Origin of the sequence: Paenibacillus sp. HGH0039, assembly GCF_000411255.1 — a bacterium.
Classification (GTDB): domain Bacteria; phylum Bacillota; class Bacilli; order Paenibacillales; family NBRC-103111; genus Paenibacillus_F.
In genome coordinates this window covers 312,536-334,122 of sequence record NZ_KE150413.1, presented here as the reverse complement: position 1 = coordinate 334,122, position 21,587 = coordinate 312,536, and the positions used below count along the sequence as shown (strand labels likewise).

Genomic DNA, 21,587 nt, shown 5'->3' with positions numbered 1-21,587 from the left:
AGAGCCTGCACGCGCGCTTCCCGGCTATTTTGTCGATTAAGGAAAGGTGAGGTTTCTTGAGAAAAAAACGAATTCTGCTCCTTTCGGAGGGATTCGGATCCGGACATACCCAGGCGGCTCACGCATTAGCGTCCGCTCTGCGCAGGACGAATCCCGGGCTGATCATCCGCGTGCTGGAACTCGGTGCGTTTCTTCATCCGACGATAGCACCTTGGATCTTTACAGCTTATCGCAAAACAGTCGTTTCCCAGCCGAAGCTATACGGGAAGCTTTACCGCTCCCAATCGAAAAAGCCGCTGAACGGTTTTTTGCAGCATGCCTTGCACCGGATTTTCTACCGTAAGGCGGAAGCCGTGATCGAACAGCTGCGGCCGGACATTATTATCTGTACCCATCCTTTTCCGAACCTGATCGTGTCGCGCCTGAAAAAAAAGCTTGGGCTTAATATCCCGCTCTGCACGCTGTTGACGGACTATGATGCACACGGGTCGTGGATCAACGATGAAGTGGACAGGTATTTCGTCTCGGCCCCCGACGTCAAACGCAGACTTGTGGCGAAAGGCGTCTCTTCCCGCAGAATCAAAGTGACGGGCCTGCCCGTTCACCCCAGTATCAGCGAGCAGTACTCGGTCGATGAGATTTACCTGGAGTTCGGACTCCGGGATATGCCGACCGTGATGCTGATGGGCGGCGGCTGGGGGCTGCTCGACGAGAAGCTGCTGAAGCGCATCGTGCAGTGGCGCGACCGCGTTCAGCTGCTCTTCTGCCTCGGCACGAACGAGAAGGCGCGCCAGCAGCTTCAGTCGAGCGAGCTGTACCGGCATCCGAACATTCATCTGTTCGGATACACCCGGGAGATCGGCAAGCTCATGGAGGTGTCGGACCTCCTGATCACCAAGCCGGGCGGCATGACCTGCACGGAGGCCATGATCAAAGGCGTGCCGATGCTCTTCTATAATCCGATTCCGGGCCAGGAGGAAGAGAACTGCCAATACTTCACGGAGCACGGCTACGGGGAGGAATTGACTTCTTTGAGTGAGCTGGACGGCTATTTTACCCGCTTTATGGAAAATAGACGCGATAAAAATAAAAACACCCGTAAAGGCAGCAGTCGACGCCTGTCCAGCCTGTTCGCCAAAAGTGTCATGCAGATGCTGCGCTGACGTACTTCTGTCTTGGAATTCACACTATACTCACATCATATGGAAGAGCTATGACCACTCCTTCAAAAAGGAGAAGTCAGGCTCTTTTTTCGTTTATCTTCCTTTTTTTCAGGTTCTGTTTCTAGCGTAAGAACAGGCATTTCCGTCTCTTTGCCCGTTATTTGTCCGAATTTATGCGGCATGTACGCCAAAAGTCCTGAATACAATTCGTTAGGGGTTCGGTTTCGCGCGAAAGGAAGGTTCATCGCATGAAGACCAAAGAGGACAAGAAAGAACTGACGCTTATGTTCATTCCCGGCGCCGACAAGCGGGTCGTCCGTTTCAGGATCCCCCGCATCAGCCTGTATGCCGTTCCATCCGCCGCCGCCCTTGTCATCCTCGGCTTCTCCCTGACCATCTACGTCCAGAACACCAGCCACCGGAGCACAACGGAGCAGCTTACCGAAACGTTTACCGGTCAGGAAAAGCAGCTTACCGAACAGTTGATGCTGAAAGATACGGAGCTTGAAAAGCTGCAGATCGAACTGATCGATTTATCGAAGCAGGCCGAGCAGTTCAAAAGCAAGCTGGAGGAAATCCGCAAGTTGGAGAATAAGATAAGTCCGGGTACTGCGGCTTCTTCCGGAAAAGGCACCGCTCCCCCGCCTTCGCTCGCCCCCGATGTCGGCGGCACGGAAGCGCCGGCCGGTACCCGCGAAATGAATGAGCTGGCGGCGCAAACGCGGTCCAGCCTCTCCGGAATGATCGGCGATATCGACGGTCTGCTTGTCCAACTGACGGAGAGCGAGCGAAAGCTGCAGGAGGCACGCCGGCTGAAACGAATCACCCCCACCATCTGGCCGTCGGATTCCCGCACGGTCACCTCGGCTTTCGGGGTGAGACAGGATCCTTTCACCGGGAAGCCCAATGTGCACACCGGCCTCGACATCGACGGCGAGCTGAACGATCCCGTCTATGCCGCCGCCGACGGCACGGTCACTGCGGCCGGTTACGATTCCCAGCACGGGAATCATATCCGCATCGACCATACGAGAGGCATCGAAACCGAATACCTCCATCTGAACAAAATGGAGGTACAGGCGGGCAGCACCGTCCGCAAGGGCCAAATTATCGGACGCGTCGGAACGACCGGACGAAGCACGGGAACTCATCTGCATTACGAAGTCCACAAAAACGGCACGAAAATCAACCCCTCTCCTTACCTTATTTCCGATCGAAAGGATGATAACTGACATGGTATTCGATAAAAAACGGAATACGGACAACAAAACGACCGACACGATCATCGGAGAAAGCACGGTCTGCGAAGGAAAGATTCTTTCGGAAGCCAGTCTTCGTATCGAAGGACAGGTACTGGGAGACATCGAATGCGCAGGCGATATCGTCATCGGGGAAAATGCGGTCGTTCACTCGTCCATCCAGGCGAGAGATGTCACGATCGCGGGCAAAGTGAACGGTAATGTAGCGACCAAAGGCAAGCTGACCGTGATGAGCACCGGAGAGCTGATCGGAAACATCCAGGTCCGGGCTTTCATCATGCAGGAAGGCGGCGTTTTCCAGGGAACGAGCACAATGACGGCTTCCGGGCAGGACGACAAAGCGCCGAGCCCGATCTCCAGCGCCCCTTCGGCCAAGAACCGCAAAGATGAGCAGTCCCTCGCCAGCGCCAACTAATAGAAGAACTGCATCTCAAGCGCACCGTCGCGCGCGGACCCTGCGATTACCGATCAGGCATACCAAAGAACGGGAGGTTTTACGGTGGCCCCAACACCCAAGCTCAGCGTATGGACGGAGCACCGTTTCTGGCTAGGCATTCTTTATGATCATGCGACCTTCGTATGGCAGGCCCTCGCACCGAGCGAGCAGCCCCTTATTCAGACGGCAAACGGATTCCGTCAGGCTTTCGCCGCCCTTGTCAAACAAGTCGAGCTGACTCCGCAGGATCTGCCGGTATCTTCACCGGTAATGATCAAACTGGCCCAAGATATCCTTCCGGCCGCAAGCGGCTACTATCAGTTCGAAGGACATATCCAAAGCCTGCGGATAAGCAACAAAATCGTACTGGAGCTGACCCCCTCCTACTTTAACGGAACGTTAATCGAGAACGAGGAATATCTCCGGTTACTGTCGTTCTGGACCCGGGGCGTCGAGGCGGAAGAATTGACGCTGTACGGACTGCTGGATATGTGGCTGGAGGATCAGCTAGGCCATGCCGTTCTGCTCTGGGACCACCTGGACCCCGTAGAAATCGAATTGTCGGAGCAAGCCCGCCGATATTCCAATACCTTTCAGGCATATATGGTCAAAAATCGCGCCATGGGCGGCTATCTCCGCTTCACCCCTCCGGGTTTCCCGGCCCAGCGCCGATTTGCGGCGGATGTGGCGGTAGCCATTATCAATTTCTATGACTTTGTCGTGAAAGTCATCGACATGTATGTCGATGAAGAACTTCTCAGCCGCCTGACGCTGCGGTTCCTGGACCACCATCTGCCGGAAAGCTGCTATTTCCTTAATAAACTGGCCGTCTATGAACCTAATCTGAAGATTCCGGGCAACTGCTTTCTCTACAAGCCGTTAGCTCCCAACGAAAATATCCCGTATCCGGAGCTTACGCCTCCACAGCCCCGGGAGGATTAATCCGCGCTTCCCCGGGGTAAAGGGGTATAGGTGCGGGTTTGGCAGCGTCCCCCGCTTATTTAGAGAAAAGAGGCGGTGGAAATAGTGAACGATTCACAATTCGATACGCTTATTGTCGGCTCGGGCCTGGCGGGCCTCAGCTGCGCATTTGAGCTCGCCGAACAAGGACAACGCGTACATATTATAGAAGCGGCGCCTTTCGCCGGAGGCCGCACATCGAACTGGTCGGATGCCGGCATGGAAGTCGAATCGGGCTTTCATAAATTTATCGGATTTTATGAAGCGCTCCCGAATTTGCTGAAAAGAGCAAGGATTAAACCGAACAGCATGCTGACTTGGGAAAAAACGTTCGAAATCCGGCTCCCCGACGGGGAAACGGCCGGAGAATTCGGAATCGCCCCTTTGAAATCCCCCATTAAAACGATTGCGGGAGCTTTCACCAACAACGATATTATTTCTCCGGCCGACAAAGCTTCCCTGATGCCCTTTGTGGCAGAGGGCCTCAAGCTGCTGTCGGAGAACCGGATGGAGCTGGATACGTACAGCGTAGCCGAATTCGCCCGCAAGCACGGCGTCAAGGACGAGGCGCTGCGTCATGTGCTGGGGCCGCTTACGTCCGGCGTGTTGTTCCTCCCGCCGGAGGACTATTCTGCGCTCGTCTTCTTCGGGCTTTTTGCGCCGGGGGTGCCGAAGTTTTACAAGATGCAGATCGGCGGGTTTAACGGCGGTATGACCGACGTGATGATCAACCCTCTGCTCGCGGCGCTTGAAAAAAGAGGCTGCCGGATCAGCCTGAGCACTCCGGCCGAGGGACTCAGCCTTGAAGACGGCCGGGTCACGGGCGTCTCCCTGCAGGAAGGCGGGACCCTGAGCGCCGCTCACGTCGTCATCGCCACGGAAATCTCGGCGGCCAAGCGGCTGCTCCAGCCGCCGTTCGGAGGAGAGGCATGGTATCAGCCTCTCCGCGAACTGCCGACGATGCCCGACGTGACGATTCAGTTGGAGCTCAGCGAGCCGCTTCTTCCGCAGGACCGGGTAACCTTCGGTCCCGGCACGTGCATCGGCAGCTTCAGCGAACAGTCGCGCACGACGTTCCCGCACGTACCCGGCCGCGTCTCCATGATCCTCGCACCCCCGGACGAATTCATCGGCATGCCGGATGATCTCGTTTTCGAGCGGGTGTGCGCGGATGCGGACAAGCTCGGCCTCGACCTGCGCGCGAAGGCCAAGGATTACCGGGTGATCCGCAGACCGGATCACTTCTATTCCGTCCGGCCCGGAAGCGAGAAGCTCCGCCCCGAGCAGCGCACGCCTGTGCCGGGCCTCGCCCTTGCCGGCGACTATACGCGCCAGCCGATGTTCGCGACGATGGAAGGCGCGGTCCTGTCGGGCCGCAAGGCGGCCGAAGCCGTGCTGGGCCGGGAGCTGGGCTGAGTCGGCTTTAGCAACGCGGTGCCGTACGCTTCACGGTTCCGCACTTCGTGATGCTGCGCTTGGCTGAACTTCGCGACGCCGCACTTCATGTGCTGTGTTTGGCGGTGCTGCACTTCGCGGTGCTGTCATTAAGCTTTGCCAGGCCGAACTTTGCCGCAGTCATTTCCTGCACGTGCGTGATCGAACCCGGCTATCGTTGTCAGCTTTACTGCTCTGTGCAGAACTTGACTGGATCGTCTTATTCCGTGATGTACTGTATCTGTGCTGTGTTGAGCTTGGCCGAGCCAAGGGGCAGGCCCGGCGTCGCGGAGCGGACTTCGCCTTCTAACCAAAAAAGGACAGCCGATTAACCGGCTGTCCTTTTTCCAAACTCTTTTTCACAAGAATTATTTTTTCTCTTTTTTCACTTCATCCAGAAGCGACAGATCCAGGAACTTGCTCAGATCCAGTTCTTCTTTCTTCACGTTCTTGATGAAGCCGGCATCGATCGACACTTTTGCCATTTCTTCAATCGCTTCCTTGTTCACATCCGCCGTCAGATTGAGGCGGGAGAGCGCCGCTTTGATCAGCTCGTTATCCAGACCTTTGCCGCTCAGTTTTTTAAGCTGATTGTTGATCAGGTCGTATGACTTATCGGGACTGCTTTTGATGAAGTTAATGGCATCGATATTCGCCTGGATCGCGCCTTTGGCCATATCGCGGTGATCTTTCAAGAATTTATCGCTCGCGACCAGGATCGTCAGCGGGTAGTTGCCGTTGTTCGGCGGGATTTTGTCCCAATCCACGAGAATCTGACCGATGCCTTCCTTCTCCATCTGGGTTCCCCACGGTTCCGGGATAAGCGTAGCGTCGACTTCCTTCTGGCGCATCGCAACCAGCGTATCCGCCGGAGCGCGGGCGATAATTTCCACGCCGGATTTATCCGTCGTCACTTTCAGCCCTTCCTGCTGGAGAAGCAAGCGCAGCGAAATTTCGTTCGTGCTGCCGCGTGTCGGGATGGCGACGGTTTTGCCTACAAGATCTTTTACGCTTGAGATCCCCGCGTCTTTACGGACAGCCAGTACGGCGCCGCCGTTGTTGGAACCGGAAATCACTTTGAAGTTTTTGCTTTTCAGGTATTGGTTGGTGGATGGCCCGGGACCGACGAAGCCAAGGTCAATCTGATCCGTAGCCAGAGCGGTCGAAAAGTCCGAGCCGTTATCGAAAGCCGTGACTTCCACTTTGACGCCCTCGCCCCAATATTTCTCGAAATATTTATTTTCGAGCGCCACATAACCGGCGGCATGCGTAACGTTTTTGAAAATACCGACGCGGACTGTTTCCGGCTTCTTGCCGTCGCCGCTTCCGCCGGAGCTTTTGGAATCCCCGCCGCCGCATGCGGTGAGCACCGTACCGACCAGCAGAATGAGTGCAAGCAGCCAAGCTGTTTTTTTCATCGTAAACTCCCCTTTATCTGTTCGTCTGTTTCTTGCTTATTTACCGCTTGAGGCAAGACCGTAGCGGAGCAGGATTTTATCCTCGAGCTTTTTGAAGCAGAGATGGTCGGAAATCGTGCCGAGCACCGCAATGATAATGACGATGCAAAGCATAAGAGCCGTATCCGCAATATCGCGGCCCTGCTGAAGCAATTGGCCCAAACCGACGCCTTTGGCGATCAGTTCCCCGGCTACCAGCGCCCGCCAGGCGAACGCCCAGGCTACCCGCACCCCGTTGATGAGATGAGGGAAGGCCGCCGGCACCATGATCTGCCAGAACATCCGCAGCCCGTTGCCCGTGCCCATTGTCTGGGCCGCTTTCAGATAGATCGGCGGAATGTTCATAATGCCCGTGCGGCTCGACATAGCCATCGTCCAGGTGGCCCCGAGCGCCGTAATGAAAATAACGGAGGTGTCCGTCAATCCGAACCAGATGATCGCGAACGGCAGCCAGGCGATGCTCGGAACCGTCTGCAAGGCAACGACGACAAAACCGAGCGTATCGTCCAGAAACCGGAAGCGGGCAAAAAGAAAACCGAGCAGAGTCCCTACAACGAGGGAAATACAGAAGCCGGTCAGCAGCCGTCCGAGCGATCTCAGCGTCGCTTCCACAAGCTGCCCGTCCGTCAAACCGAGGCGGAAAGCATCCAGGGTCTGGAACAGAGACGGGAATTTCCATCCCCAGTCGAAGATTCTATATCCCGCCTCCCACGCTATCAGCAGAATCACGAGAAAAATCGTTCTTCTTAAGGCTGTACTCATCGCCCATCTCCTCCTTTACCACTTTCTCGAGCTCCTCGGCAAGAACGTCCATGATCGCACTCTCGACATGATGGATAACGGAGTCGGCATTATCGCGCGGGCGCGCGGCTTGTACGGCGAATTCCTTTTTGATGGTTCCCGGACGGGTCGACATCACGACGACGCGGTCGGACAGGATAACGGCTTCACGGATGTTATGGGTAATAAACAAGATCGTTTTGCCGGTTTTCATCCAGATTTCTTCGAGTTCTTTATGCAAAATGAGACGAGTCTGCTCATCGAGCGCCGCGAAGGGCTCGTCCATGAGAAGAATTTCCGGGTCCATGGCAAGCGCACGTGCAATAGCGGCACGCTGCTTCATGCCTCCGGACAGCTCGTGCGGATAACGGTCCGCAAATTTGCTGAGGTGGACCGTCTTGATCTGCTCCATCGCTTTCTCGTACCGTTCTTTCTTCGGAATGCCCTTCTGCTTAAGGCCGAAGGCGACATTGTCGAGCACGGTCAGCCACGGAAACAGCGCATGCTCCTGAAAAACGACGACGCGGTCGGAGCCCGGTCCGGTCACTTTCGTCCCGTTCACTTCAATCGTACCTTCATCATAGCCTTCCAACCCGGCCACCATGTTGAGCACCGTCGACTTGCCGCAGCCCGAGGGGCCGAGCAGAGATACGAACTCGCCTTTTCTGATGGTCAGCGAAACATCGTCAATAGCGGTAAATGATCCGCTGCTGCGCTGCTTGAAGGTTTTGCGAACATGCTTGATTTGTATCATCGCTTGATCTCTCCTTCAGGCTCGGACGAAAGCAGAAGCTTCGTATATTCCGTTCCTATTCTTATACCAACTTATTTTATCGGAATTATGTTATTTGTCAACCTTTAATTGCATAAAATTCTAATAAAAAAAAGCCCTTGTGAAGGGCTTTCGGGCTGATATAAAAGGTATAGGCCGGTTCGCGTGGTGCCCCGGAACTGTCCGTGTCAGTTCGGCGGGATTTCGATGGAGCAGCCGTGACGACGCCAGACAACCTGAGCGCCGGGCCTACAAAGTTGAACGCGGCTCCGGATGCGGGCCCCGGCAGATGCGCTTACCCGCGTGCTTGCCGCCCCCGCCATCGGGACTGCGCTCACCCGCGTGACTGGCGGCCTCGCCGTACTCGGGCGGACTCGGACTCCGCCACGACGAGCACGTCCATGCTGCGCGCTCCGCGCATGATCCGTTTCACGATGGACCCGTGAAACAGCCGCTCCCACAGCGACTCGCGCGCCTGGCCGATGATGAGCTGCGTAGCGCTCAGCTCCAAGGCCCGCGCGAGCAGCCCGTCCGCGGTGCGCCTCCGCCCCGCGGCGCCCAGCACTTCGAAGCGGCCGCCGAGCCGCTCCGTCAAGGTCTGCAGCGCGGCGATCCGCGCTTCCTCATCGCCGACGGCCGAGCCGCTGCGGATGTAAGCGACGTGCCAGCGCGCCTTCAGCCGGTAAGCGATGCGGAAGCCGCGGCGGATGATGCGCTCCGCGTGCTGGTTCAGCTTCACGCAGACGAAGATCACTTCCTCGCGCCGCCAGGGGCCGCGCAGGGAGCCGACGCGTTCCCACGCCTCCAGGCGTTCGTCCACGTCGTCGGCGATTTCGCGCAGCGCAAGTTCCCGCAGGGCAATCAGATTAACGGTTTTGAAAAAGTGGCCGAGCGCCTGGTCCACTTTGTCCATCCCGTAAATCTTGCCCTCCTTCATGCGCTGCCGCAGCGTTTGCGGCGTGACGTCGATGAGCTCCACCTCATCGGCCAGCCGCAGGATGCTGTCCGGGACCGTTTCCCGGACCCGCACGCCCGTCAGCTGCTCGACGGAATCGTTCAAGCTCTCGAGATGCTGGACGTTCACGGTTGAGATGACGGAAATGCCCGCATTGAGGATCTCCAGGATATCTTCGTATCTCTTCTTGTTGACACTCTGCGGCACATTCGTGTGAGCCAGCTCATCCACAAGAACCAGATCCGGCATCCGGCGGATCACCGCCTCGGTATCCATTTCCTGCAGTTCGGTTCCCCGGTAGGTACTGATTTTCCGTGGAATCAGCTCCAGATCGCCGACCTGATCCGCCGTTTCTTTACGGCCATGCAATTCGAGAAGTCCGATGACCACATCGATATTTTTACGCAGCAGATCGTTTCCTTCCCGCAGCATGCTGTAAGTTTTGCCCACGCCCGGCGCGGCCCCGATATAAACCTTGAAACGTCCGCGCCGCGCTTTACGGATTTGACGTTCCATCTCCTGGGGACTCGGGCGGCGGTAAAGCTCGACCGGCGGCCGGGCATCGCTCTTGCGTTTAACCGGAAGAATCCGCTCTCCGTCCCGCTCCGCCCGGTCGGCAACCACGAACAGATCGATTCCCTGCAGACGGCTTACCGCATCGTTAAGCACCGAGCCCTGCCAAAACTCCTGCCAGCGGCTGTGCTTGGAGTGGCCCAGCACGATCCGGGTCACTTTGCGGTCGATTCCGTAACGGATGAGCGCCTGGGCAAGTTTCCGCCTCCCCGGGAAAGGAAGTTCCTCGAAAGTACCGCCCACTTTCTCGACCAGTTTGATGATCGAACGGCGGAACGTAGCCGCATCCTTGGATAGAGCTTTCCCCGGGGCGGTAAAAGAGACGACGAACAAATCGCCGCTCAGCCGGTCCGCTATCTGCTGCCCCCGCCGGACATAAATCGACCCGTTCCAATGGTACTGGGCGGAAACCAAAATCCGCTCGTCGGCCCCCGAAGGTCCGGTCATCCCCATTTCTCCCCGGTGCTTCTCCAGAGATTCGTTGACTCCTTCCGCCACGAGCCGAAGGGCCAGCTCACGCAGCACGCCGATGTTCCCCCGTTCCAGCACCTTGCGCTCGTACCACTGGCAGCCCCTCATCCCGCCCTCCTCAAGCCGGTTGAGGATCGTTTCGGGCGTGGCATCGATAAGCCTCACTTCATCGGCCAGCTCCAGAGTATCCGCCGGCACCGTATGTTCCACTACGATGCCCGTCATTTTACGGGCAAGCTCGCGCACACCCTCCAATTCATACACGTTCACCGTTGCCAGCACGCTGATCCCTTTGCTTAGCAGAAACTTGATATCCTCCAGCCTCGTCGGGTAGAGAGCCCCCGGCCGGTTACGATGAGCAAGTCCATCGGTCAGCACCACTTCCGGATTGCGGGCAGCAAGGTCATCCAGCGGCAAATCCTGCTGCCTCACCCCGTCCTTCATCCATTCGATGCTTTCAACCCGTTCCAGCCCGCCGGCCTGTTCCATCGTCTCGGGACGTCCCTCCATGGAAACCGCGCACAGCACGACATCGATTCCTTGTTCTCGGAGTGTCTGCCCTTCCCGCAGCATGTGATACGTTTTCCCCGAACCGCTGACGGCCCCGATATAGATTTTCAGCCGGCCCCGGTGGATTTCCGAAATCGACAGCAAAATTTCTTCGGGGGTTTTTCTCCGGAAATTATCCATCCTCCGGCTCCTTTCCCGTTCCTTGTCCCTTATACCTCACATTGTTCTCCCACGGAATTCCCGTTGTCTTGTAAGCATCATGCAATCTTTTAGAGAGACAGCAACTTGATCCGGCTCCTCTGCCACAAAGAAGTATATATAATAGTAGAAACACAATTTTTCATAAGAGTAAATCCCGCTTTTCCGCATTCCGAAAACCCGCAAAACGCATGCCCTCCTTACCGGAACGAGCATGCGTTTATGAGTGGCTGCCGGCTTCTGGAATCTTGCCCGGTCAGGCGCTTTATAGTTACCGTATAAATGGCTCCCGTTTTAGCGATTACCGGTTATTTCCCGGCTAATTTTTTCACATCCAGGTTCAGTTCCAGCACATTCACACGAGGTTCGCCGAATATGCCCAGATCGCGGCCGTCCGTGTTCTTTTTCACCAGTTCCTGAAGCTGGGCTGTGGATACTCCCGTTACTTTGGCAATGCGGGGTATCTGGACTTGAGCCGATTCCGGCGTAATATGGGGATCAAGACCCGAAGCTGAGTTCGTGAGCAAGGAAATCGGCACCTGATTGACGGGTACGTCCGGATTTTCCTTTTTCCATGACTCGATGGATTCCTGCGTGCGTTTTACCAGTTCCGGGTTGGACGGGGCATAGTTGTTAGAGCCCGAAGCTTCCGCTTTATACTCAATGGAAGAAACGCGGCCGTGGAAATACTTCGGATCCGCAAACAATTGCCCGATCAGCTCCGAGCCGACGACTTCACCCTGTTCGTTCTGGATGACGCTGCCGTTGGCCTGTTTGGGGAAAATGACCTGCGCCAGCCCTGTCGATACGAGCGGATATATAATCCCGCACAGGACGATTAACAATATGCTGACACGGACGGCGATAGACAAGACGGACCCGTTCCACTCGCCGTTTTCTTTAGGTACCGAAGCGCCTGGATTCATCCTTTTTCAATCCTCTCTCTTATACCGGGGGAAGCCTGCGAGAGGCATTCCCGGCATGTGGTTGCTTGGTTTACAGGGCATTTTCATGCCGTTTACTTAAGCGTTTATGTGCTTCCGTTTTCACGAAACGGGTCCCTAGATCCAGACATGGACGACAAGGTCAATGATCTTGATTCCGATAAAAGGAACGACGACCCCGCCCAGCCCGTAAACAAAAAGATTGCGGCTGAGCAGCTTTGTCGAGCTCATTGGGCGGTATTTGACGCCCTTCATCGCAAGTGGAATGAGCAGCGGAATGATGACCGCGTTGAAGATGAGGGCGGACAGTACCGCCGACAGGGGCGACCCCAGCTTCATGATATTGAGGGCTTCCATCTGCGGGATCGCCAGCATGAACATCGCCGGAATGATCGCGAAATATTTGGCGATATCGTTGGCGATCGAGAAGGTCGTGAGCGCCCCGCGTGTCATCAGCAGCTGCTTGCCGATGCCGACCACTTCAATGATCTTGGACGGATCGGAGTCCAGATCGACCATGTTGGCCGCCTCTTTGGCGGCGATGGTTCCGCTGTTCATCGCCAGACCCACGTCGGCCTGGGCAAGCGCCGGAGCGTCGTTCGTGCCGTCGCCGGTCATCGCGACCAGCTTGCCCTCCGCCTGCTCTTTGCGGATCACGGCAATCTTATCCTCCGGCTTGCTCTCGGCGATAAAGCCGTCCACACCGGCTTCCTTGGCGATAGTAGCCGCCGTCAGCGGGTTGTCGCCGGTGCACATGATCGTTTTGATGCCCATTTGGCGCAAGGTATCGAACCGTTCCTTCATGCCGGGCTTCACGGTATCCTTCAAGTAAATGAGGCCGTACACTCTTCCATCCACGGCAACGGCAAGCGGGGTCCCGCCTTCCGTGGCGATCGCATCCCCGTTAGCCTTAAGATCGGCGGGAACCGTTCCGCCCTGCTCCTGCACCCAGCGGACGACGGCGTCTACGGCGCCTTTGCGCACTTTTCTGCCGTCTTTCAGGTCGATGCCGCTCATCCGGGTTTCCGCTTTAAAGTCGATGAACTCCCCGCCTTCCGCGAGAGAGGCCTCGTAAACCAGGTTCTGCTTCTTCATCAGCTCCAGCACGGAGCGTCCTTCCGGCGTTTCGTCTTTGATCGAGCTGACGGCCGCCCAGGCAGCCGCTTCACCCGCGGAGGCGCCGCCTACCGGGATAAATTCGCTGGCCATCCGGTTTCCGAACGTGATGGTCCCCGTTTTATCCAGAATGATCGTATTGATGTCACCGGCCGCTTCGACCGCTTTCCCCGACATCGCCAGAACGTTGAACTGGGTGACCCGGTCCATCCCCGCGATCCCGATTGCGGACAACAAGGCGCCGATCGTCGTCGGAATAAGACAGACGAGCAGGGCGATCAGTACGGCCGTATCCAGCTCGACATTCACGAACCCCGCAATGGGCTTCAGCGTAACGACCACGATCAGAAAAATAAGCGTCAGCGTGATCAGCAGCGTGTTCAGCGCGATTTCGTTCGGCGTCTTCTGGCGGGACGCTCCCTCGACGAGGGAAATCATCCGGTCGATGAAAGATTCGCCGGGATCGCTCGTAATCCGTACCCGGATCGCGTCGCTCACGACCCGTGTGCCGCCCGTAACCGAGCTGAAGTCTCCGCCCGCTTCTTTAATGACCGGCGCGGATTCCCCCGTGATCGCCGATTCATCGACAGAGGCCAGACCCTCAATCACTTCGCCGTCGCCGGGAATCATTTCTCCTTGGGCGACGGTAACGATATCGCCCTTGCGAAGCTCCGTGGACGGAACGACTTTAATGCCGCTGCCGACCACTTTGTTAGCCTGGATTTCCTGCTTGGACTTCTTAAGCGAGTCCGCCTGGGCTTTCCCCCTGCCTTCCGCCAGCGCCTCGGCAAAGTTGGCGAACAGCACCGTGAAGAGCAGAATCAGAAACACCGTCAGGTTGAATCCGATCCGGTCCTGCGTTCCGAAGTAGCCGGGAAGTACCGTCATCAGAAGGACAATGAAGGTTCCGATTTCTACCACGAACATAACGGGATTTTTCATCATCGTAACCGGATTTAATTTAAGAAAGCTTTGCGCGACCGCCTGTCTGACGATATCTCCGCTCAGCATCGATTTTCGTTTCGCTTGAGAAGCATTTGAACTCATCCGTTTTCACCCCATCGTTTTTAACGCAATGTCAAATATTCGGCCACCGGACCGAGCGCGATTACCGGCAGGAAGGTGAGCGCCCCAATGATGACGACCGTACCTACCACGATTCCGGTAAACAAGGCATTGTCCGTACGGAACGTACCGATTGTTTCCGGGACCCACTGTTTACGGCCCAGGGAGCCGGCCGCACCCAGAAGGGCGATGATCGACACGTAACGGCCCAGCAGCATCACAATTCCCGTGGAAATGTTCCAGAACGGCGTATTGTCTGCCAGCCCCTCAAAGCCGGAGCCGTTATTGGCCGCAGACGACGTGAACTCGTACAGCACCTGGGAGATTCCGTGGAATCCCGGATTGGTGACGGCTCCTTTGCCAAGCTCCGTCATGAAAGCGATCGCCGTCGGAGCCAGGATGATAAGCGGATGCGCCAGAATCGCAACGGCGATCAGTTTCATCTCGCGGGACTCGATTTTGCGTCCCAGAAACTCCGGGGTCCGGCCGACCATGAGGCCCGCCAGAAAGACCGCCAAAATCGCGTACATGAGCATATTGACCAGCCCGACTCCGTCCCCGCCGAATACGCAGTTCAGCATCATTTGAGCGAGCGGAACCATTCCGCCCAGCGGGGTGAGCGTGTCGTGCATATTGTTGACGGTTCCGGTCGTCGCCGCCGTCGTTACCGTAGTGAACAGCGCGGACTGGGCAATGCCGAACCGCACCTCTTTGCCTTCCATACTGCCGATGGACGAATCCGCGCCAAGGGCGTTCAAGGCAGGGTTACCGGCCTTTTCCGAGAAGAAAGCGACCGACAGAAAGACCAGGAACAAGGTCATCATCGCGGTGAAAATGACCCATCCCTGCTTCCGGTTCTTCGCAAACCGCCCGAAGGTATAGGTTAATGAGGCCGGAATGCACCACATGGACAGCATTTCGATCACGTTAGTCAGCGGAGACGGATTTTCAAACGGATGGGAAGAGTTCACCCCGAAGAAACCGCCGCCGTTCGTACCCAGATGCTTGATGGACACAAGCGACGCTACCGGACCGATGGCGATTTGCTGCTCCCCGCCTTCAAGCGTCTTCGCGGCCACGGTCGGATCCAGCGTCTGCGGCACCTTCAGGCCGACAAGCACCAGTGTGACCACGATAGCCAGCGGCAGCAGCAGGCGAGTGTGTCCTTTTACAAAATCCGTAAAAAAGTTGCCGATGGTATTGCCTTTGGACGTCAGTCCGCGGATAAACGCAATCGCTACAACGATGCCCGTTACGGCGGACGTGAACATCATCATCATGATGACCGCCATCTGCGAGAAATAAGACAAGCCCGTTTCCCCGCTGTAGTGCTGCAGGTTGGTGTTCGTCATAAAGCTGATGATCGTATTAAACGACAGCGTCGCTTCCATATTGTCGATCCCGTTCGGGTTCAAAGGAAGAGCACGCTGCAGACGGAGGATCAGATACCCGACCGCCACAAGCACAATGTTGGTCAGCACAAGGCTGCCCGCATACTTCTTCCACGTCATGCCGTTCTCGCTGCGGATACCCGCAAGCTTGTAAATGGGCCGTTCCAGCCAGCCGAACCATTTGTCCGTCCGGTTTCTCTCATTCGAAAAAACATGATAGATATAAGTTCCAAGCGGTTTCACCAGCAGGCAAAGCGCCGCGATTACGATTACGATTTGCACAATCTCCATGGATTCCTATCCTCCTCAACCAACTCCGCGCTAGTCGTTCACCGGCTGCCCGAAGGCGCCCTAAAATTTTTCGGGATGTATGAGCGCGTATATCAGATACAGGAAAAGCCCTGCCGTAAAAAGCGCGATGATCATCATGTACGGCCGCCTTCCGAGCCTTCCACGACATGGTCACACCAGGTCAGAAAACCATAAAAGATGAGATAAATGACTGCCAGCAGCAGAATCATATAAAGGTCCGTCATGTGTGTCGGCTCCTTTCTTTCCTATTTATAGGTTCGTTTTATAGGTTCATTCATGATCGTTCGGACAGTGAATTTAAACGTCAGCGCAAAACTTCCTCGGGCACTTGGCCCGGTGCTGCTCCAAGCAGGAAAGAGACCTGACGGGTATTCGTATGCACCACATGGTCGGCGCCGAGCGCTTTATAAATCAACCGCGGTGTGGCATTCGTTTTCACCACGAAAATCGTTCCGGTTGTCCAGCTGCGGACCATCTGAAGATACCGGCAGCAGAGCGGCAGGCTGTCTTCGAAAAGATAAACGTCACCGATCGGAAGCTCGGGAACTTCCCAGGCTTCGTGGCGCACGGTGTCCACTTCCACGATGTGCCGGACTCCCAGCTTCTTCATCCGCTGTCCTTCTGCGGGATTGTTCACAAGCGCCGCGAAGGGTCTGCGGTAAATATTCAGCAGTTTAATAAAGTTCTCGCCGGTGACATTCGGTGCGGAAACCAACGTATAGGTTTGGATCTTTCTCTCGTCCACTTTTTATCCCTCTTTCATGTTTTGGGCAGCAAAAAAAGAAGCCTGCGGAAGAGGAACTCTTCACGCGGCTTCTTGACGGTCACAGCCTAAAAAGACTATAGCCGAAGCGCGATAGCAGTCGCCTCTCTCGGTACGCTTACGAGGTTAGCTGTCGGATTCGGGCGTGAGAGTCGCCCTACCATGACGGCACGGATGCCGCTTCTGGATTCACCCCATGAGGACTGGCCGTCAGGCCTGCAAGTCCTCGTTGGTTCCCCCGTTTTCCGCTTCACACGGAAACTCAGCGATAAAAACGCATGTTCATTTGTTTGGCACATTTTTCATTTTCGGATGTTTTTGAACATAACAAAACCACAGCGAAACGAAGTCCCTGTGGTCGATGCCGATCACAAGCTTCTTCAACCCCTCCCGAACTCATGCGCTTACGAGGTTAGCTGTCGGATTCGGGCGGTGAGAGTCGCCCTACCTGATTGCCGGGTCCATGGGTTCCGGCGCTTCAGGATTCACCCCTGCAGACACGGCTCCGGCTCTCACACCGGATCAATGCTGCGATGGTTCCCCCGCTTCCCCGGATGGGGAAATTCAGCGAAAGCAAGAAACTGTTTTTTTCAATTGATGGAATGAATGTTACACCTCCGCACGTGCTTTGTAAAGATATGGGGAGATTGGTTTTAAACCGATTTAAGCCAAAGAAATCCCCTAATGCGCTTACATTTCTACTTTTTGTGCGCTAGCTTGTTAATACGTCGAAAATCTCACGTTTTTGAAAACGGTTTGGACATCCAGCCTCTTCCCACACCGGAAAAACCTGCTATACTACTTGTAAACGTTCCCATATTAACCAGTAAGGAGGCATGTTTATGAAAATCGGATGGAAATCAATCTTGCTCTGGGGGGTGATTTCCATTGTCGGCGCGTTCGCTTTCGGGCTTGTCGCACTTAATCGCGGGGAAACGATCAATGCCGCCTGGCTCGTTATCGCAGCCGTCAGCTGCTATGCGGTCGCCTACCGGTTCTACAGCCGTTTTCTCGCCCGCAAAGTGTTCGTGCTCGACGACAACCGGAAAACACCCGCAGAGCTGAACAACGACGGCAAGGACTATGTGCCGACGAACAAATGGGTGCTGTTCGGGCACCATTTCGCGGCCATCGCCGGCGCGGGTCCTCTCGTAGGCCCCGTACTTGCCGCCCAGATGGGCTATCTGCCCGGAACGCTGTGGATTATTCTCGGCGTTATTCTGGGAGGTGCCGTCCAGGATTTCGTGATTCTTTTCGCTTCAACACGCAGAAACGGTAAATCGCTGGGCGATATGATCAAGGACGAAATCGGCAAGGTGACGGGCACGATTGCCATGCTCGGCATTCTGGGCATTATGATCATTCTTCTCGCCGTGCTCGGGCTCGTCGTCGTCAAAGCGCTGATCGGCAGCCCGTGGGGCATGTTCACGATTGCCGCCACCATTCCGATTGCCCTCCTGATGGGCGTGTATATGCGCTACATACGGCCCGGCCGGGTCGGGGAAGCATCGCTCATTGGCGTCGTGCTGCTCGTTCTGTCGCTGATCGGAGGCAAATTCGTCGCCGAGAGCGCCGCTCTGGCCCCGCTTTTCTCCTTCAGCGGGGAAACCATCGCTCTGATGATGATCGCCTACGGCTTTTTCGCTTCGGTCATGCCGGTCTGGCTGCTTCTGGCGCCCCGCGACTATCTCAGCACGTTCCTGAAAGTCGGAACAATTATCGGCCTCGCGCTGGGTATTATTTTCGTTCTGCCGGATCTGTCCATGCCGGCCACGACCCGGTTCATCGACGGAACCGGTCCCGTCTTCGCCGGGAATTTGTTCCCGTTCCTGTTCATCACCATCGCCTGCGGCTCCGTTTCGGGCTTCCATGCGCTGATCTCCTCCGGGACGACGCCCAAAATGCTGGAGCGCGAATCCCACGCGCGTCCGATCGGCTACGGCGCGATGCTGGTCGAATCGTTCGTCGCCATCATGGCGCTGATCGCCGCCTGCATCATCACGCCCGGCACCTACTTCGCGATTAACTCGTCGGCGGCGGCCCTGGGCGGTACCGATGTGGCGACCGCGGCGTCAACCATCACGAGCTGGGGCTTCACCATCACGCCCGAGCAGTTGACTACGCTGTCCAAGGATATCGGCGAGAGCACCATCCTCTCGCGGACGGGCGGCGCGCCGACCTTCGCCATCGGCATGGCGCAAATCTTGTCCGGCGTGATCGGCGGCAAAACGATGATGGCGTTCTGGTACCACTTCGCCATCCTGTTCGAAGCGTTGTTCATCCTGACGACGATCGACGCCGGTACCCGCGTGGGACGCTTCCTCATCCAGGATCTGCTCGGCTATGCCAGCAAGTCGCTGGGGGACACCCGGTCCACGGTAGGCAATCTTATCGCTACGGCTCTCTGCGTGGCGGGCTGGGGCTATTTCCTCTACCAAGGCGTTGTGGACCCTCTGGGGGGCATCAACTCCTTGTGGGCGCTCTTCGGCATCGCCAACCAGATGCTGGCCGGCATCGCGCTTGTGCTGGGGACGACCATTTTGTTCAAAATGGGCAAAAAGGCGTACGCTTGGGTCACGCTCCTGCCCACAACGTGGCTGCTTATCGTGACCATGTCCGCAGGCTGGCAGAAGCTGTTCCACGAGAAAGCGAACATCGGCTTTCTTTCTCACGCCAAGCAGTTCCAGAGCGCGCTGGACAGCGGCAAAATCGTCGCTCCGGCCAAAACGGCCGCGCAGATGAAGCAGATCGTGATGAATGATTACATCGACGCGGCCTTGTGCGGATTTTTCATGATCGTGGTGCTGATCGTGTTTATCTCGGCCATCCGCGTCTGGCTGAAGGCGATTTCGAACAAACCGCTGGACCTTTATGAAGCCCCCTATATCCCGCGCAGCGGGCAGGGCAGATCCGAGGCGACGAAATATGTTTAAGCGCCTGAAACTCATCTGGAGCTACCGCAATCAGTTTATCCATCTGATGGTGGGCGTCCCCCACTACGAGACATATGTGGCTCATATGAAAAACGCCCACAAAGACCAGCCTGTCCTGAGCCGTGCGGAGTTTTTCCGGCAGGCCCAGGACAACCGATATGACGCCAAGGACGGGAAAATCTCCCGCTGCTGCTAGGTGCGGCAGCACGCTACGGCAGCACGCTACGGCAGCAAAAAAAAAAACCAGCAGCCTTTGGGCCGCTGGTTTTTTCCTTTTCCCTCGCGTCTGCAGGGGAAGTTGTTTGCAAGGATCAGTGGATATCCTTTTTCTTGAATTGTCCGCCCTTCACATCGTGAATATTGCCGACGGCAATAAAGGCGTTTTCGTCCCATTCTTCGACGATGGATTTCAGCTTCGCTTCTTCCAGACGCGTAATGACGGTGAAAATCACCTTCTTGTCGTCGCCGGTATAAGCGCCTTCCCCATGAAGGTAAGTCACGCCACGGCCCAGACGCTGAGTCAGCGCATCGCCGATTTCTTTATATTTTTCACTGATGATCCATACGGATTTCGACTGATCGAGACCTTCGATCGTCACATCAATCATTTTCATCGCAATGTAATACGCAATCAGGGAATACATCGCATGATCCCAACCGAACACAAACCCGGCGCTGCCGAGAATGAACAGGTTGATGAACAAGACGATTTCACCGACGGAAAACGGTGATTTTTTATTGATCAGAATAGCTACGATCTCCGTACCGTCAAGGGAACCGCCCGAACGGATAACGAGTCCGATCCCGACGCCGAGAATAACCCCGCCGAAAACGGCGGCCAACAGCGGATCGATTGTGACAGCCGGTACCGGATGAAGAAGGGAAGTTCCGACTGACATTGCGATAACACCGAACAACGTCGAAATGGCGAACGTTTTACCGATTTGTTTGTAGCCCAAAAACAGGAACGGAAGATTCAGAAGGGTTAAGAAAATACCGAGAGGGAGATGGAAGAAGTGGGACAGCATAATCGAAATACCGGTGATACCGCCGTCGATAATATTGTTGGGAACGAGGAACACTTCCAACCCGATCGAAAATAAAGCCGCACCTAACGAAATAAATACGATTCGTTGCAGAAGCTTTGCCGCAGTAGCCGTACGTTTACCTGGTTTTTCGCCTTGAAAAGTCGATTTTTCTACACTCAATGGCCGACACCCCTTTTTTTGTATGTATCTAAAGTCTGCCTTAATCCGAAAAAGGAGCCTGTTTGCAACAGACTCCAGAACAGCGGCCGGCAAACAAACATCGAATACATGTATTATACCATATTATTCGCCTAGGATCACTGAATTTACCGAAATACGGTCAAAAACGGCGATCGACATCCTTGACAAGCGTGCCGGGCCTCTCCTGATCCGCTTTAATTCTTCCGAAAAGCAGGGAATACCGGGCAGGGAATCATGCGTAACACCAGTTACAGGCCGCATCTAAGGTTCCGCAAGCTGAGTTTAGTTTTCCCGCCGTTCTAACTTTCATTCCACTCGGCACCGCCGTATTGCAGAATGTGCTGCTGCATTTTCTTGCTTAGACTCCCTCGTACGAGCTGGTAGGAAACGTCCACCATATCCATGATTTCCTGCGGGTCTACGCTTCCGTCCAGCCGGACGGTATTCCAGTGGCGTTTGTTCATGTGATAACCGGGCTTTACGGCCTCCGGGTACTGCATGCGCAGCAGCTCCGCTTCCTCCGGCGGACATTTTAACGTTACACTTCCCTCACCCGGAGCCGCTCCCGAAGGCAGCAGAGCGAACATTTTGCCTCCTACGCGCAGCACATCGGTCTCATTGTCGAAGGGACGGTCTGCGACAGCCCCCGGTTTGGATAAAGCGTATTCCATAACCTCATTTGTATTCATAGCAGAAATGCCCCTTTCACGATAAAAGTTTTGTTTAACACCGGATTCGCTTTCGTAAAGCGGAATTCCTTTTCGGCCAAAAAAAGAACACCCCTCGTCCGCCTCAGGCCTATGCCTTTCGACTTGTCAGGGGTGTTCTTGCCGTTGACTTTCATCCTATCCTTGCGGATGTTATTT

18 protein-coding genes and 2 riboswitches are annotated in these 21,587 nt (G+C 55.8%); of the genes, 7 read left to right on the top strand and 11 right to left on the bottom strand.

Going from position 1 to position 21,587, the window contains the following annotated elements; all coding sequences use genetic code 11:
• Positions 1-56: 56 nt before the first annotated feature.
• The 5 genes from HMPREF1207_RS15790 to HMPREF1207_RS15770 all read left to right on the top strand — a co-directional run bounded on the left by HMPREF1207_RS15790 (position 57) and on the right by HMPREF1207_RS15770 (position 5,234).
• Positions 57-1,163: an MGDG synthase family glycosyltransferase gene (locus HMPREF1207_RS15790; protein WP_009674686.1), complete on the top strand. Its 1,107-nt coding sequence runs from the start codon at positions 57-59 to the stop codon at positions 1,161-1,163.
• A 248-nt stretch (positions 1,164-1,411) separates the two neighbouring features.
• Positions 1,412-2,395 (top strand): M23 family metallopeptidase, encoded by a 984-nt coding sequence (locus HMPREF1207_RS15785; RefSeq protein WP_009674689.1) that lies wholly within the window; start codon positions 1,412-1,414, stop codon positions 2,393-2,395.
• A 1-nt stretch (position 2,396) separates the two neighbouring features.
• Positions 2,397-2,837, top strand: coding sequence for a bactofilin family protein (locus HMPREF1207_RS15780; protein ID WP_009674722.1), 441 nt, complete (start codon positions 2,397-2,399; stop codon positions 2,835-2,837).
• 84 nt (positions 2,838-2,921) lie between these two features.
• Positions 2,922-3,800, top strand: a complete 879-nt coding sequence (locus HMPREF1207_RS15775) for a DUF2935 domain-containing protein (protein ID WP_009674653.1) — start codon at positions 2,922-2,924, stop codon at positions 3,798-3,800.
• Between the two features lie 84 nt (positions 3,801-3,884).
• Positions 3,885-5,234 (top strand): hydroxysqualene dehydroxylase, encoded by a 1,350-nt coding sequence (locus tag HMPREF1207_RS15770; protein ID WP_009674657.1) that lies wholly within the window; start codon positions 3,885-3,887, stop codon positions 5,232-5,234.
• 386 nt (positions 5,235-5,620) lie between these two features.
• Here HMPREF1207_RS15770 and HMPREF1207_RS15765 read toward each other — a convergent pair whose 3' ends face one another.
• The 9 genes from HMPREF1207_RS15765 to HMPREF1207_RS15730 all read right to left on the bottom strand — a co-directional run bounded on the left by HMPREF1207_RS15765 (position 5,621) and on the right by HMPREF1207_RS15730 (position 16,541).
• Positions 5,621-6,670, bottom strand: a complete 1,050-nt coding sequence (locus HMPREF1207_RS15765; protein ID WP_009674723.1) for an ABC transporter substrate-binding protein — start codon at positions 6,668-6,670, stop codon at positions 5,621-5,623.
• 36 nt (positions 6,671-6,706) lie between these two features.
• Positions 6,707-7,471 carry an ABC transporter permease gene (locus HMPREF1207_RS15760; RefSeq protein WP_231392098.1) on the bottom strand — a complete coding sequence of 255 codons (765 nt, stop codon included), beginning with the start codon at positions 7,469-7,471 and terminating at the stop codon, positions 6,707-6,709.
• Entirely contained in the window at positions 7,404-8,243 is an 840-nt protein-coding gene (locus HMPREF1207_RS15755) for an ABC transporter ATP-binding protein (protein WP_009674680.1), read from the bottom strand. The genes HMPREF1207_RS15760 and HMPREF1207_RS15755 overlap by 68 nt, the downstream gene beginning before the upstream one ends.
• A gap of 352 nt (positions 8,244-8,595) precedes the next feature.
• On the bottom strand, positions 8,596-10,950 hold the full coding sequence (locus tag HMPREF1207_RS15750; protein ID WP_009674692.1) for a histidine kinase: 2,355 nt from the start codon (positions 10,948-10,950) through the stop codon (positions 8,596-8,598).
• Between the two features lie 326 nt (positions 10,951-11,276).
• The gene (kdpC, locus tag HMPREF1207_RS15745) at positions 11,277-11,894 is read right to left on the bottom strand and encodes a potassium-transporting ATPase subunit KdpC (RefSeq protein WP_009674708.1); all 618 of its coding nucleotides are present in this window, start codon (positions 11,892-11,894) and stop codon (positions 11,277-11,279) included.
• 135 nt (positions 11,895-12,029) lie between these two features.
• Positions 12,030-14,075 carry a potassium-transporting ATPase subunit KdpB gene (gene kdpB, locus HMPREF1207_RS15740; RefSeq protein WP_009674665.1) on the bottom strand — a complete coding sequence of 682 codons (2,046 nt, stop codon included), beginning with the start codon at positions 14,073-14,075 and terminating at the stop codon, positions 12,030-12,032.
• A gap of 20 nt (positions 14,076-14,095) precedes the next feature.
• The gene (gene kdpA / locus HMPREF1207_RS15735) at positions 14,096-15,775 is read right to left on the bottom strand and encodes a potassium-transporting ATPase subunit KdpA (protein WP_009674726.1); all 1,680 of its coding nucleotides are present in this window, start codon (positions 15,773-15,775) and stop codon (positions 14,096-14,098) included.
• Positions 15,776-15,835: 60 nt separating this feature from the next.
• Positions 15,836-15,910, bottom strand: coding sequence for a K(+)-transporting ATPase subunit F (gene kdpF / locus HMPREF1207_RS30790; protein WP_009674691.1), 75 nt, complete (start codon positions 15,908-15,910; stop codon positions 15,836-15,838).
• 190 nt (positions 15,911-16,100) lie between these two features.
• Positions 16,101-16,541, bottom strand: coding sequence for a hypothetical protein (locus HMPREF1207_RS15730; RefSeq protein ID WP_009674676.1), 441 nt, complete (start codon positions 16,539-16,541; stop codon positions 16,101-16,103).
• 117 nt (positions 16,542-16,658) lie between these two features.
• Positions 16,659-16,837: riboswitch (cyclic di-AMP (ydaO/yuaA leader) on the bottom strand.
• A 108-nt stretch (positions 16,838-16,945) separates the two neighbouring features.
• Positions 16,946-17,139: riboswitch (cyclic di-AMP (ydaO/yuaA leader) on the bottom strand.
• A gap of 262 nt (positions 17,140-17,401) precedes the next feature.
• Between HMPREF1207_RS15730 and HMPREF1207_RS15725 the strand changes: the two genes are divergently transcribed.
• A complete protein-coding gene (locus tag HMPREF1207_RS15725; protein WP_009674706.1) occupies positions 17,402-19,492 on the top strand; it encodes a carbon starvation CstA family protein in 2,091 nt (696 codons plus the stop codon).
• Positions 19,485-19,688, top strand: coding sequence for a YbdD/YjiX family protein (locus HMPREF1207_RS15720; RefSeq protein WP_009674709.1), 204 nt, complete (start codon positions 19,485-19,487; stop codon positions 19,686-19,688). The genes HMPREF1207_RS15725 and HMPREF1207_RS15720 overlap by 8 nt, the downstream gene beginning before the upstream one ends.
• 115 nt (positions 19,689-19,803) lie before the next feature.
• On the opposite strand, the gene HMPREF1207_RS15715 is transcribed toward HMPREF1207_RS15720, so the two are convergent.
• Positions 19,804-20,631, bottom strand: a complete 828-nt coding sequence (locus HMPREF1207_RS15715; RefSeq protein WP_231392149.1) for a YitT family protein — start codon at positions 20,629-20,631, stop codon at positions 19,804-19,806.
• A 389-nt stretch (positions 20,632-21,020) separates the two neighbouring features.
• Positions 21,021-21,410: an MmcQ/YjbR family DNA-binding protein gene (locus HMPREF1207_RS15710; protein WP_009674684.1), complete on the bottom strand. Its 390-nt coding sequence runs from the start codon at positions 21,408-21,410 to the stop codon at positions 21,021-21,023.
• Between the last annotated feature and the right edge of the window lie 177 nt (positions 21,411-21,587).